Annotated in this window: 19 protein-coding genes; 9 read left to right on the top strand and 10 right to left on the bottom strand. The window is 61.6% G+C overall.

All coding sequences use genetic code 11. The features are described from left to right. The first annotated feature begins 7 nt into the window (after positions 1 to 7). The 4 genes from ACZ9EJ_RS03935 to ACZ9EJ_RS03920 all read left to right on the top strand — a co-directional run bounded on the left by ACZ9EJ_RS03935 (position 8) and on the right by ACZ9EJ_RS03920 (position 2,095). On the top strand, positions 8 to 793 hold the full coding sequence (locus tag ACZ9EJ_RS03935) for an ATP-binding cassette domain-containing protein (protein WP_046632385.1): 786 nt from the start codon (positions 8 to 10) through the stop codon (positions 791 to 793). 211 nt (positions 794 to 1,004) lie between these two features. Next, positions 1,005 to 1,184 (top strand): hypothetical protein, encoded by a 180-nt coding sequence (locus tag ACZ9EJ_RS03930; protein ID WP_046640788.1) that lies wholly within the window; start codon positions 1,005 to 1,007, stop codon positions 1,182 to 1,184. Between the two features lie 145 nt (positions 1,185 to 1,329). Further along, on the top strand, positions 1,330 to 1,719 hold the full coding sequence (locus ACZ9EJ_RS03925) for a group II truncated hemoglobin (protein ID WP_046640789.1): 390 nt from the start codon (positions 1,330 to 1,332) through the stop codon (positions 1,717 to 1,719). A gap of 55 nt (positions 1,720 to 1,774) precedes the next feature. Continuing rightward, complete coding sequence (locus ACZ9EJ_RS03920; RefSeq protein WP_251091009.1) at positions 1,775 to 2,095, top strand: DUF423 domain-containing protein; 321 nt, start codon at positions 1,775 to 1,777, stop codon at positions 2,093 to 2,095. 202 nt (positions 2,096 to 2,297) lie between these two features. On the opposite strand, the gene ACZ9EJ_RS03915 is transcribed toward ACZ9EJ_RS03920, so the two are convergent. Beyond that, on the bottom strand, positions 2,298 to 2,519 hold the full coding sequence (locus ACZ9EJ_RS03915; RefSeq protein WP_046640895.1) for a hypothetical protein: 222 nt from the start codon (positions 2,517 to 2,519) through the stop codon (positions 2,298 to 2,300). Continuing rightward, positions 2,500 to 2,904 carry a DUF2325 domain-containing protein gene (locus tag ACZ9EJ_RS03910; protein WP_007769752.1) on the bottom strand — a complete coding sequence of 135 codons (405 nt, stop codon included), beginning with the start codon at positions 2,902 to 2,904 and terminating at the stop codon, positions 2,500 to 2,502. Before ACZ9EJ_RS03910 ends, ACZ9EJ_RS03915 begins: the two co-directional genes overlap by 20 nt. Positions 2,905 to 3,130: 226 nt before the next feature. Here ACZ9EJ_RS03910 and ACZ9EJ_RS03905 point away from each other — a divergent pair, with 226 nt between their 5' ends. After that, positions 3,131 to 4,516, top strand: a complete 1,386-nt coding sequence (locus ACZ9EJ_RS03905; RefSeq protein ID WP_046640790.1) for an NAD(P)-dependent oxidoreductase — start codon at positions 3,131 to 3,133, stop codon at positions 4,514 to 4,516. Positions 4,517 to 4,529: 13 nt separating this feature from the next. Then, the gene (gene preA / locus ACZ9EJ_RS03900; RefSeq protein WP_046632375.1) at positions 4,530 to 5,843 is read left to right on the top strand and encodes an NAD-dependent dihydropyrimidine dehydrogenase subunit PreA; all 1,314 of its coding nucleotides are present in this window, start codon (positions 4,530 to 4,532) and stop codon (positions 5,841 to 5,843) included. A gap of 41 nt (positions 5,844 to 5,884) precedes the next feature. On the opposite strand, the gene ACZ9EJ_RS03895 is transcribed toward preA, so the two are convergent. Further along, the gene (locus ACZ9EJ_RS03895) at positions 5,885 to 6,232 is read right to left on the bottom strand and encodes a carboxymuconolactone decarboxylase family protein (protein WP_046640791.1); all 348 of its coding nucleotides are present in this window, start codon (positions 6,230 to 6,232) and stop codon (positions 5,885 to 5,887) included. Positions 6,233 to 6,305: 73 nt separating this feature from the next. On the opposite strand from ACZ9EJ_RS03895, the gene ACZ9EJ_RS03890 reads away from it, so the two are divergent. Together ACZ9EJ_RS03890 and ACZ9EJ_RS03885 are read left to right on the top strand one after the other, a co-directional pair. Then, entirely contained in the window at positions 6,306 to 6,608 is a 303-nt protein-coding gene (locus tag ACZ9EJ_RS03890) for an ArsR/SmtB family transcription factor (RefSeq protein WP_046640792.1), read from the top strand. A gap of 1 nt (position 6,609) precedes the next feature. Further along, a complete protein-coding gene (locus tag ACZ9EJ_RS03885) occupies positions 6,610 to 7,149 on the top strand; it encodes a rhodanese-like domain-containing protein (protein WP_046640793.1) in 540 nt (179 codons plus the stop codon). Here the strand turns inward: ACZ9EJ_RS03885 and ACZ9EJ_RS03880 are convergent. The 6 genes from ACZ9EJ_RS03880 to ACZ9EJ_RS03855 form a co-directional block, all read right to left on the bottom strand. Next, positions 7,146 to 7,649, bottom strand: coding sequence for a hypothetical protein (locus ACZ9EJ_RS03880; RefSeq protein WP_046632367.1), 504 nt, complete (start codon positions 7,647 to 7,649; stop codon positions 7,146 to 7,148). The two genes, ACZ9EJ_RS03885 and ACZ9EJ_RS03880, sit on opposite strands and share 4 nt — an antisense overlap. 141 nt (positions 7,650 to 7,790) lie before the next feature. Next, positions 7,791 to 8,018, bottom strand: a complete 228-nt coding sequence (locus ACZ9EJ_RS03875) for a hypothetical protein (protein ID WP_046640794.1) — start codon at positions 8,016 to 8,018, stop codon at positions 7,791 to 7,793. Positions 8,019 to 8,105: 87 nt separating this feature from the next. Continuing rightward, positions 8,106 to 8,333, bottom strand: coding sequence for a hypothetical protein (locus tag ACZ9EJ_RS03870; RefSeq protein ID WP_046640795.1), 228 nt, complete (start codon positions 8,331 to 8,333; stop codon positions 8,106 to 8,108). Positions 8,334 to 8,429: 96 nt separating this feature from the next. After that, positions 8,430 to 8,657 carry a hypothetical protein gene (locus ACZ9EJ_RS03865; protein ID WP_046640796.1) on the bottom strand — a complete coding sequence of 76 codons (228 nt, stop codon included), beginning with the start codon at positions 8,655 to 8,657 and terminating at the stop codon, positions 8,430 to 8,432. 86 nt (positions 8,658 to 8,743) lie between these two features. Further along, entirely contained in the window at positions 8,744 to 8,965 is a 222-nt protein-coding gene (locus ACZ9EJ_RS03860; RefSeq protein WP_046640797.1) for a DUF680 domain-containing protein, read from the bottom strand. 224 nt (positions 8,966 to 9,189) lie between these two features. After that, complete coding sequence (locus ACZ9EJ_RS03855; RefSeq protein ID WP_046640798.1) at positions 9,190 to 10,089, bottom strand: LysR substrate-binding domain-containing protein; 900 nt, start codon at positions 10,087 to 10,089, stop codon at positions 9,190 to 9,192. Positions 10,090 to 10,202: 113 nt separating this feature from the next. Between ACZ9EJ_RS03855 and ACZ9EJ_RS03850 the strand changes: the two genes are divergently transcribed. After that, positions 10,203 to 11,243, top strand: coding sequence for a YeiH family protein (locus tag ACZ9EJ_RS03850; protein WP_052764615.1), 1,041 nt, complete (start codon positions 10,203 to 10,205; stop codon positions 11,241 to 11,243). Positions 11,244 to 11,307: 64 nt separating this feature from the next. On the opposite strand, the gene ACZ9EJ_RS03845 is transcribed toward ACZ9EJ_RS03850, so the two are convergent. Further along, positions 11,308 to 11,505, bottom strand: coding sequence for a DUF2735 domain-containing protein (locus ACZ9EJ_RS03845; protein ID WP_080954159.1), 198 nt, complete (start codon positions 11,503 to 11,505; stop codon positions 11,308 to 11,310). Positions 11,506 to 11,907 lie beyond the last annotated feature (402 nt).

The raw sequence follows: 11,907 nt of genomic DNA, 5'->3' as shown, positions 1-11,907 counted from the left end.
TTTCATCGTGACGGAACAAAACACTCCGCTCGTGGAAATGAAGAACATTTCCATCTCCTTCGGCGGGATCCACGCTGTCGAGAATGCATCGGTCGATCTCTTCCCCGGCGAGGTCGTGGCGCTGCTCGGCCATAACGGCGCCGGCAAATCGACGCTGATCAAGGTCCTGTCGGGCGCCTACAAGCGCGACAACGGCGAGATCATGATAAACGGCGAGACCGTCGATATCCGCAACCCGCGCGACGCCAAGAAATACGGCATCGAGACGATCTACCAGACGCTCGCCGTTGCCGACAATGTCGATGCCGCCGCCAATCTCTATCTCGGCCGCGAGTTGCAGACCAAGTGGGGCACGCTCGACGACGTCGCCATGGAGGCCAGCACCCGCGAGGTGATGGGTCGTTTGAACCCCAACTTCAAGCGCTTCAAGGAGCCGGTGAAGGCGCTGTCCGGCGGCCAGCGGCAATCGGTGGCGATCGCCCGCGCGATCCTGTTCGACGCCCGCATCCTGATCATGGACGAGCCGACCGCAGCGCTCGGACCCCAGGAGACGGCGCAGGTGGGCGATCTCATCAAGCAGCTGAAGCGCGAAGGCATCGGCATCTTCCTGATCAGCCACGACATCCACGATGTCTTCGACCTCGCCGACCGCGTCTTCGTGATGAAGAACGGCAAGGTGGTCGGCCATGCCCGCACCGAAGACGTTACCAAGGACGAAGTGCTCGGCATGATCATCCTCGGCAAGGTGCCCCCCGGCGCCACGCCCGGCCCCGGCGCCATGAAAGTGGCATGACTGCCAGACCGAATTGCGCCGCCCTTTGAAGCCCGCCGCTGACGAAGGGTAGTGCAGTGGCGGAACCGGGCTCTCTCCCGGTTCCGCTTATCTCCCGTCACGGCAGGCCGCGTCCCGCTGCTAGATCGGCAAGCTGTTGTCAGTCCTGCATCTGGGAACTCCTTTCCTCCCCCAACGTTGGTTTTCTGAGACCCCAACAAGGAGGACCAAAATGCCTGAAGAACGGACTGCACAGGAAGTCATCGAGCACAGGGGAAAACCGGTGAAAACGGCAAGACATTCGCCGGCCGGCCCGTATGCCAAGGAGCATCTGATCGACAGGGAGAAGACGCCCGGCGCCGGCTCGCTGGCCGAACCCAATGCCAAGGAAGTGGAGACAGGGTCGGATTGACCGGGTCCCTCGTCGAGCGAACCTGAACGCTTGCATGAGTTGACTGAGACCCGGTGGCCCTGATCTGCGACGCCTTGGCGCTTGCCCGCTCCGGCACGGATCGGTAACACCGTTCGGAACGATCAGAACGAACGGGCCGAACGGCATGGCGGACGACACCATCACACTTTACGAGGCGATCGGCGGTGATCCCACGGTGCGGGCGCTGGTGAAGCGCTTCTACGAGCTAATGGATACGCTGCCGGAAGCAGTCCATTGCCGCGCGGTTCATCCGCCGAGCCTCGCAGGCAGCGAAGCGAAACTCTACGATTATCTGACCGGCTATCTCGGCGGCCCGCCGGTCTATGTGGAAAAACACGGCCACCCGCGGCTGCGCTCGCGCCATTTCGGCGCGGCGATCGGGCCTCTCGAGCGCGACGAATGGATGCTCTGCTTCCGCCGCGCCATGGACGAGACGATCGAAAATCCAAAGCTTCGCGAGATCATCTGGCCGCCGATCGAACGGCTTGCCTTCCATATGCAGAACAAGGAATAGGCCGTTGGAAAGACTCCATAAACTGCGGCCGTTGATTCTGTTTGTGAGCGGCCTGATGGGCGCCGCCGGCGTTGCCCTGGCGGCGGCGGCAAGCCATGGCGGCGATACTGTCTTCCTCGGCTCCGCCTCGACCATGTGCCTGGCGCATGCGCCAGTCCTGCTGGGGCTCTATCTAGGTTACCGGTATTTTCGCACGGCGACGCTTGCCGCGCTGGTGCTGGGTCTCGGCACGATCGTCTTCGCCGGCGACCTCGTCTCGCGCCACTATCTCGGCGACCGGCTGTTTCCGATGGCCGCACCGGTCGGCGGGACGGGGATGATGCTGGGCTGGCTGATCGTCGCGGCGGGAGCGTTTTTGAGGGTGCGGGAGGTTTAAGGCCTCTCGGGTCTCTTCTCCACGGAGAGAAGAAAAGAGGAGGAACGCCACCGCGTATTCCCTCTTCTCCCCAGCGGGGAGAAGTGCCGAGCGCATGCGAGGCGGCCACGCGTTCGATGCTTACGATATGGCGGCGCCCCCCTCATCCGACCCTTCGGGCCCTCTTCTCCCCGCTGGGGAGAAGAGGGAGCTCCAATCGTCCCTACCGCTTAAACGCCAGCACCCGAGCGCTCTCGGCCGGAGCGGCTTCCACCACCGTCCCCCGCACAGCCCTCGGCATCGTCACCACATTGGTCATATCCGCCGCAGCCTCGGCGCGGGCCGTCAGCAGCGCGTAAAGTTCCGGCACCAACCCGTCGCCATTCTGTGCGGCGAGCTTGTGCAGGCCGATGAAAAGGCTGGTGTCACGACGTTCTTCGTTCATCATTGCGTTCCTTCATGGTCTGGAGCGCCCGCTCCAGACTGGATTTGGAGCCGTTGCGGAGCGGCACGAAGGTGACACCGAACTTCTTGCAGCCGGTCTTCACCCTCAGGCACGCATCGTGGCTGATACAGTCGATGGGGCAGAAGACGCAGTCGACCGACGGCAGCACCGTGTCGATACGGGAGACCGCCTCGCGAAGCCCGCCGTCGTGGTGGATCAGTTCGGCGCCGAAATTGCTGGCGATCTCCCTCAGGTGCGCCACCTGACAGTCACGGCCGCCGACATAGAGAAAACTGCGGACGTCGGTCACTGCCGGTCCCCGCGTTTCGGCGCTCTTCGCCTCCGCGCCGGAATTGCCGTTTTTCTGCTTCTGCTTCTTGGCCATACGCCCCTCGCCGCCGATTCCGCTCACGCTTCGGTTCCTCGATGGCCGGCACCATATTAAAGTTGATTTTCGGAGTAAAGATTAAAGTGGACTCTTTTTATCATGATATGTCGGGCGACCTGATGAAGCCCCGCTCTTTTCAAAAATTTACCGTTTGATAAATTTTTATGCTGTGGTACCTTTTGCCCAATAGTTGTCCATGAATCCATAAAAGAGGGAACTTAGGATGGAACGACTGGGAAACGGTCCGCAGGCCGGCATTGAAGCCGGTCGTCTTTCATCGGCGGAGTATGAGACGAATTTCGCCGATCTCCACCCGCGTCTCGACAGGCACGAGGCGCTGGTCGAATCCGATCGCTGTTATTTCTGCTACGACGCGCCGTGCATGACGGCCTGTCCCACCTCCATCGATATCCCGCTGTTCATAAGACAGATACAGACGGGCAATCCGATTGGGTCGGCGAAGACCATCTTCGACCAGAATATTCTGGGCGGCATGTGCGCCCGCGTCTGTCCCACCGAAACGCTGTGCGAACAGGCCTGCGTGCGCAATACGGCCGAAGATAAGCCGGTCGAGATCGGCAAGCTGCAGCGTTATGCGACCGACATCGCCATGGAACAGGGCCGGCAGTTCTATAGCCGCAAGGCCCCGACCGGCAAGACGATAGCCGTCGTCGGCGCAGGCCCTGCCGGCCTTGCCGCCGCGCACCGGCTCGCCATGCACGGCCATTCGGTCGTCGTTCTCGAAGCCCGCGAAAAGGCCGGCGGCCTCAACGAATACGGCATCGCCACCTACAAGGCGGTCGACGACTTCGCCGCCCGCGAAGTGGACTACGTTACCGCGATCGGCGGCATCGAGATCAGGAACGGCCAGGCGCTCGGCCGGGATTTCTCGCTCTCCGACCTGACCGCCCAGTATGACGCCGTCTTCCTCGGCATGGGCCTTGCCGGCGTCAACGGCCTCGGCATCGAGGGCGAGAGCCTCACCGGCGTCGAGGATGCGGTGGATTTCATCGCCGCCCTTCGCCAGGCAACGGACAAGAGCGTGCTGCCGATCGGCCGGCGCGTCGTCGTGCTCGGCGGCGGCATGACCGCCATCGACGCCGCGATCCAGTCAAAGCTGCTCGGCGCCGAAGAGGTGACGATCTGCTATCGCCGCGGCAAGGACAACATGAACGCCTCCCCTTACGAGCAGGATCTGGCGACCGCCAACGGCGTCATCATCCGCCACTGGCTGGCGCCGAAATCGATCATCGGCAAGGACGGCCCCAATGGCGCTCATGTCGCCGGCATCGAGGTGGAATATACCGCGATGCGTGACGGCAAGCTGATCGGCACCGGCGAGACCGGCGTCATCGCCGCCGACCAGATCTTCAAGGCAATCGGCCAGACCTTCTCCGCCTCGGGCCTCGGCGCGCTGCAGTTCGAGAAGGGCAAGATCGTCGTCGATGCCGAGGGCCGCACCTCGATCGAGGGCGTCTGGGCCGGTGGTGACTGCATCGGGTCAGGCGAGGACCTGACTGTGTCGGCCGTCGCGCAAGGGCGCGACGCCGCAGAAAGCATCGCAAAAGCCCTGGCTGCCGAAGCGCAGCCGGCAACCGCAGTGGCTTGAGGGGAGAACGATCATGGCTGATATCCGCAACAATTTCGTCGGCATCAAATCCCCCAACCCGTTCTGGCTGGCGTCCGCGCCGCCGACCGACAAGGCCTACAATGTCGAGCGCGCCTTCAAGGCGGGCTGGGGCGGCGTGGTCTGGAAGACGCTCGGCGAGGAAGGCCCGCCGGTCGTCAACGTCAACGGCCCGCGCTACGGCGCCATCTGGGGCGCCGACCGTCGCCTGCTCGGCTTGAACAATATCGAGCTGATCACCGACCGCGACCTCTACACCAACCTTCGCGAAATGAAGGAAGTGAAGAAGAACTGGCCGGATCGGGCGATCGTCGCCTCGATCATGGTCCCTTGCGAGGAACAGGCCTGGAAGGCGATCCTGCCGCTGGTCGAAGAGACCGAAGTCGACGGCATCGAGCTCAATTTCGGCTGTCCGCACGGCATGTCCGAGCGCGGCATGGGTTCCGCGGTCGGCCAGGTACCGGAATATATCGAAATGGTGGTGCGCTGGTGCAAGCAGTATACCCGCATGCCGGTCATCACCAAGCTGACGCCTAATATCACCGACATCCGCCACCCTGCCCGTGCCGCCAAGCGCGGCGGCACGGATGCGGTCTCGCTGATCAACACGATCTCGTCGATCGTCTCGGTCGATCTCGACACGTTCTCGCCCAACCCGTCGGTCGGCGGCAAGGGCAGCCATGGCGGTTATTGCGGCCCGGCGGTCAAGCCGATCGCGCTGAACATGGTGGCCGAGATCGCCCGCGATCCGGAAACCTACGGCCTGCCGATCTCCGGCATCGGCGGCATCACCACCTGGCGCGATGCGGCGGAATTCCTGGCGCTCGGCGCCGGCAACGTGCAGGTCTGCACCGCGGCGATGACCTACGGCTTCAAGATCGTCCAGGAAATGATCACCGGTCTATCCGACTGGATGGACGAGAAGGGCCACCGCTCGCTCGACGACGTCATCTGTCGCGCGGTCCCCAACGTCACCGACTGGCAGTACCTGAACCTCAACTACATCGCCAAGGCGCATATCGACCAGGACGCCTGCATCAAGTGCGGCCGCTGCCACATCGCCTGCGAGGACACGTCCCACCAGGCGATCACCAGCATGGTCGATGGCGTGCGCCATTTCGAGGTGATGGAAGAGGAATGCGTCGGCTGCAATCTGTGCGTCAACGTCTGTCCCGTCGAGAACTGCATCACCATGGAAGCCCTCCCCGCCGGCGATCTCGACAAGCGCACCGGCAAGGTGGTCGACCCGACCTACGCCAACTGGACCCAGCATCCGAACAACCCGATGGCACGGCAGGCCGCGGAATAAAATGGCATGGAGAAAGGAAGGCGGCCGGACCGCCTTCCCTTTCACGCCACTTCTGAAAACTGATCCCAGGCGCGCAACGTATCTGCTGCATACATCAGTGCAGGACCGCCGCCCATATAGGCGCCCATCGCCGCAACTTCGGCAATCTCCTGTCGCGTAGCGCCGAGCCCGTGTAACGCCTTGGCATGAAAGCCGATACAGCCGTCGCACCGCTGGGTGATGCCGATCGCGAGCGCAATCAGTTCCTTCGTCTTCCTGTCCAGCGCCCCATCGGCGCTGGCCCCCTTCGACAGAGCGTAAAATCCCTGCATCGCGTCGGGCGTCAGCTTCCGCATCTCGGCGGTATAGGTGGATATGTCCCTGGTGATCTGGCGATAGTCTTTCGTCATTCCGGCCTCCTGCCATCTTTACAATTCATAATTTCATGATATAAGGAAAACATGAATTGTAAAGAGACCTCCCATGGACCTGACAGACGAAATGCCCGTAAAGGCCGAGGAAGTAGCGAACTTCCTCAAGGGCCTCGCCAATTCCCACAGGCTGCTGGTTCTTTGTGCCTTGGCGGAAGGGGAACGCAATGTCTCCGAGCTCATAGAGGCGACAGGGATAGCCCCGACCTCGATGTCGCAGCATCTGGCGAAGTTGAAGGAGGAAGGCATCGTCGACTTCCGACGGGAACACCGCACGCTTTTTTACTTCATCGCCCATCCGGCCGTCAGCGAACTGATGGGCATCCTCTACCAACATTTCTGCAAGGGAAATTGAGATGAGCACGGAAACCACGAGAACCGTATCCGCGACGCAGGCGGCCGACTGGCTGGCTGCAGGCGATGCGATCCTGATCGATGTGCGCGAGCCGGACGAGTTCCGGGAGGAGCATATCGGCGCCGCCGCCTCGCTGCCCCTTGGTTCCGTGGCCGGCCTGCGGCAGAATTTCACCATCCCGGAAAACCGGAAGATCGTCGTGCATTGCCTGAAGGGCGGGCGCGGCGAACAGGCCTGCCGTAAACTCGAGGATATTCTGCCGGCTCACCAGATCTACAATCTCGAAGGCGGCATCACCGCATGGAAACAGGCAGGCTTGCCTGTCGTCGGACTTGCCACAGGTGGGCCGTCGATCTTTCGCCAAGTGCAGATGATCGTCGGGAGCCTGGTGCTGCTTTTCGTCGCTCTCGGCTTTGTCGGCCTGACGCCTGCCTTCGCGCTCGCCGGTTTCTTCGGCTTCATGCTCGCTTTTGCCGGCTTCAGCGGCTGGTGCGGCCTCGCCCTCCTGCTTCAGCGCATGCCTTGGAACCGGACGGCCTAGCGCGAACCTGGAAGCGGCGGAGGGCTTTTCGCCGTCCTGGTTCTGGCGCTCCTGATCAGCGATGCCATGCGATCACGGGCGAGTGCGGCCTTGTCGAGCTTGAGGTGTTCGCTGAATTCCACGGAACCGTGTTCCGGCGTCTTCAGAAGACAGCGGTAGTGCATGCCGCCCTCCCCGTCGCTTTCCGCCTCCACCGTTGGCGGCGGCAGGCGATCGGGATCAATGCGCTCCTCGTCATGGGTCCAGAGCCAACGACGAGTGACGATCCAGCTGCCGTCGCCTTCCTGCCGGACAGAGACGATCGGCCGGCCAAGGGATCCGGACGCCAGCCAGCCTCCCAGCCCCCAGAAGAAGGCGAGGATGAGCGCCCTGAACGGCTCTTGCGCAATGCCGCTGTTGCGGAAAAACACCCAGGTCATCAATCCGAGAATGGCGAACCAGGCGACGATGAAAAACCAGCCGTAGAGCGGCCGCAGGTTCCTAAAAAGCAGTCTCTCCATGGCTTTTGCCTCCCAAGACTTCTTTCGATGCAGCGATTATATCACGACCCGGAACACATGCGAATTGCCTGAAGAACGAGTACAAAAACAAAGAGGCCCGGCGGTTGCCGGGCCTTCTTCGTTTCAGTCATGCGATGCACGTTAGCTCGGGCGATTTGCGCCGTCGAAATAATCGCCGCTATTGACGTCGGCCTGGATGTTGGCCTTCTGAGCGTCGGCCTTCTGGCCGATGCTGCCGGTCTGGACCTGGTCGATGGTGGCGGAAGCCTTGGAGGCGCCGTCATAATAATCGCCTTCAGCGAGAGCTGCGGTGGCGAACGAAGCCGAAGCGATGAAGGCTGCGGCGATGGCGGAAGTGATCTTGGTCATTGTGGTAGTCCCTTCAGAGTTACCCGCGGCTTCAAAGTTTGCGACCTGGCCTGCGGAGATTGTTTCGGTATCTTGAGTGAGCTGCAGTTAGTTCGGGCGGTTGGCGCCTTCAAAGTAGTCGCCACGGCCGATCGGAGCGGGGATCTGGTTGGCGTTCTGCTGGTCCTTGGCAATGCTGCCGGTCTGCATCTGGTCGACCATGGCAGAAGCCTTGGAAACGCCCTGGAAATAGTCGCCTTCGTCAGCGAAAGCTGCGCCGGCAAACGAAACCGAAGCGAAGAAAGCTGCGGCAATTGCGGAAGTGATCTTGGTCATTGTCTTTGTCCTTTTAGGTTTGGAAGTCCGGTCTGCGTTACGTTCGGTGTGGGATACGGAGCCGGATGGATTTCAGTTTCACGGCGCGCACGATTTTTAGTTCGGGCGGTTGGCGCCGTCGAAATAGTCACCGCTGTTGACGTCGTCCTGGATGTTGGCCTTCTGAGCGTCGGCCTTCTGGCCGATGCTGCCGGTCTGAACGTGGTCGACGGTAGCGGAAGCCTTGGAGGCGCCTTCATAATAATCGCCTTCGGCGAGGGCGACGGAAGCGAACGAAGCCGAAGCGATCAGGGCTGCGGCGATAGCGGAAGTGATCTTGGTCATGATGGTAGTTCCTTCAGAGTTACCCGCGGCTTTCAGTTTGCGACCTGGCCTGCGGAGATTGTTTCGGTGTCTTGAATGAGCTGCGGTTAGTTCGGACGGTTTGCGCCGTCGAAATAGTCGCCGCTGCTGACGTCGGCCTGGACCTTGTCGTTCTGGCTGATGCTGCCGGTGCTGATGCGGTCAACGGCGGCCGAAGCAGCAGGAGCGTTCTGGACGCCCTGGTAATAGTCGCCTTCGGCAAGAGCGGCAGTGCCGAATGAGGCCGAAGCGATGAGGGCTGCAGCGATAGCGGAGGAAATTCTGGTCATTGTCTTGTTCCTTGCATGGGGTGGAGCCGAGTTTCTCGAAGCCCCTCTCTGTGTTTGATCTTGTCTTCGAAGCTCGTTGCCGCGCTTCTGATGCTCAAGATGGTGCAAGTCGGCCGCCGCGAATAGGCAGCAAGTTGCAGACGTATCGTTCGATAATATTGAACGACTTAAATTTTATCGTTCACACATAGGATATGTAAATCTGGGGCGGATCCGGCCGGAGATCAGCGGGAGCCGTCTTTCGCCGGCTCGTTCAGCAGGTCGAGCATGGCGCGCAGCGCCCGGGTGACGTGGCGTTCGCCATGAAAGATCGCCGAGAACTGACGGAGCGGCATCGGGAAATCGGCAATGTGAAACCGGCCGGAGAAGGAGTGGGACGATGCTGCCCGGCTTGAAAGCACCGTTGCGCTCAAACCCGCCTCCACCGCCGCCATCGCCGCTTCGTTCGACGGCATTTCAAGCACAACGGACAATGACTGCGGCTCGATGCCGAGATTGATGAGCTGTGCCTCGAAGGCCGAACGGGTGCCGGATCCCCGTTCGCGCATGATCCAGTTGGTTTCAAGAAGATCGCTGGAGCGGATCTTGCGGCCGTCCGCCCAGGGGTGGCGGCTGCCCACGACCAGGACCAGCCTGTCCTCCGCCACCTTGCGGCGTTTGAGCCCCACCAGAAACACCTCGCCCTCGACGACCGCGAGTTCCGCCGCCCCCGTCAGCACCGCTTCGGCCGCGCTCTGGGTATTGCCGACGGTGAGCCGCAGATCGACGCGCGGAAACCGCTCGTGATAGCTGACAAGGCGAGCCGGCAGCCAATAGCTCGCCACCGTCTGGCTGGCATGGACGCGCAGGATGCCCGAGGCCGAGCCGCCGAGATCGGCAAGCACGTGCTCGGCAGTCTGTGCCCGTTCCAAAACGGCGCGCGCCTCCGGCACGAAGAGTTTTCCCGCTTCGGTAAGCTCGATCCGCCGCCCGACCCGGTTGAACAGGATCACGGCATGCCGCGCCTCCAGCGCCGAGATCGCCGCGCTCACCGCCGACTGCGTCAGGTTCAACGCCTCGGCCGCGCGGGTCACATGTTCGCGTGCGGCGACTTCCAGAAAAATTCGGAGCTGATCAAGAGTCATCGTCCAAAACCATTCGCTTTTAGCGAACGATATCAGAAAACTTATCGATTGGATTTGTGTTTCTGTAAAAGAGAGAATGGTTTTCGACGAATAGAGACTATCGTGGAAAAATCATGAAGCCGATCCAACCAACTGCGGAACAGCGCGCCCACCTCTCCTCGCCCCATTGGCCGGCTTTCACCCAGCTTCTTCCCGGACTTCTGCTGACCGCCGCGATCGCCACGGCCTCCCTCACCATCCGCAACCTGACCGGATGGATGACGCTGAGCCCGCTGATCCTGTCGATCGTTTTCGGCATGCTGATCCGCAATCTGGCGCCGGTCCCGGCAGCCGTCGAACCCGGCATCGGCTTTTCGCTGAAGCGCATCCTGCGATTCGGCATCGTGCTGCTCGGCCTGCAGGTGACGGCAGGCCAGATCCTCTCGCTCGGCAGCGCCGGCCTTGCGATGGTGGCATTGACGCTCGTGGCCACCTTCGTGGCAATCCGCGTGGTCGGCCGGGCGATGGGGGTCGATCGCTCGCTGACCGACCTGATCGCCGCCGGCACCTCGGTCTGCGGCGCCTCGGCCGTCATCGCTGCCAATACGGTGGTGCGCGGCAAGCAGGAGCATGTGGCCTATGCGGTCGCCTGCGTGACGCTGTTCGGGTCGCTGTCGATGCTCGCCTATCCGCTGCTGGCCGCCCCGCTCGGGCTCGACGCCCGCGGTTATGGCCTATGGACCGGCTCGACCATCCATGAAGTCGCCCAGGTGGTGGCCGCTTCCTTTCAGGGCGGCGATGTCGCCGGCCAGTACGGCACCATCTCCAAGCTCGCCCGCGTCGTCATGCTGGCGCCGCTGATCATGACGCTGGCGCTCGCCATGCGCTCCGGCGCGGAAGGCGCATCGAAGGCCTCGGCGCCGATGCCGTGGTTCGTTCTCGGCTTCATCGGGATGATGCTGGTCAACAGCGCGATCGCCATTCCCGCAGGGGTGAGCCAGACGCTCGTGACCTTTACAAGCTTCCTGCTGTCGATGGCGCTGGCCGCCATGGGCCTGCAGACCGATATACGCAAATTGAAGGCGGAAGGCTGGCGGCCGCTGGCGCTCGGCGCGTTCGGCTGGCTGTTCATCGCGGTTTTCGGCTACGCAATGCTGAAGCTGTTCGCATTCTGAGGAAAAACAGATCGAAGAGACAGGGGCCGCGTCATCATTGGCGCGGCCTTTTATCATCTATGGGTCAGCAGGGCTTCGGCTGGTCGTTCTTCGGCTCCGAATCCCGCACTGCCTCGTCGTGGTACCAGCAATTGGTATCGACGACGCTCAGTGCAACATCATGGATTCCGGTCGGCACGGTCCGGCCGTTATCCAACCGCCGTCTCGGACGAACCGGAAACTGGTAGATGGTTGCTGACTCACGATGGATGTGAATTGTCATCCTATCGTCTCCTAACTTCAAAAGTGCATTCAAACACGCACAGAGCACAAATCTGCACATTTTTTGTGCTTATTGCATGATTTTATATCATTTTATCGACCAGCGCTAGGCGCTAATTTAGCGGCATGGCTATCCCTGCGGTCTATTTTGCTCGCAGGAACCTGCGACGGGGAAACGTGTGCCAACCGACCCCGGTTCCGGGCAATCGTCACAGAGCCGTCAAAACCCGTGGATTTTTATGAGAGCGTCCTCATTTACGGGACTGCTGCCCTCTTTCGGCGCTCCGGCGACCGGCGGTCATTCACACTTTTTTAACCCAGAACCGCCTCTTGCGCGTAAACTGGCACGGGAAATGCGTTCTCTCAGATACCCCGGAGGCACGGTATCCTGTCGATGCCGCTC

It is taken from the genome of Neorhizobium sp. USDA 3394 (assembly GCF_056280385.1).
The sequence above is the reverse complement of the archived record's forward strand: the minus strand, read 5'-3'. Positions and strand labels throughout refer to the sequence as shown.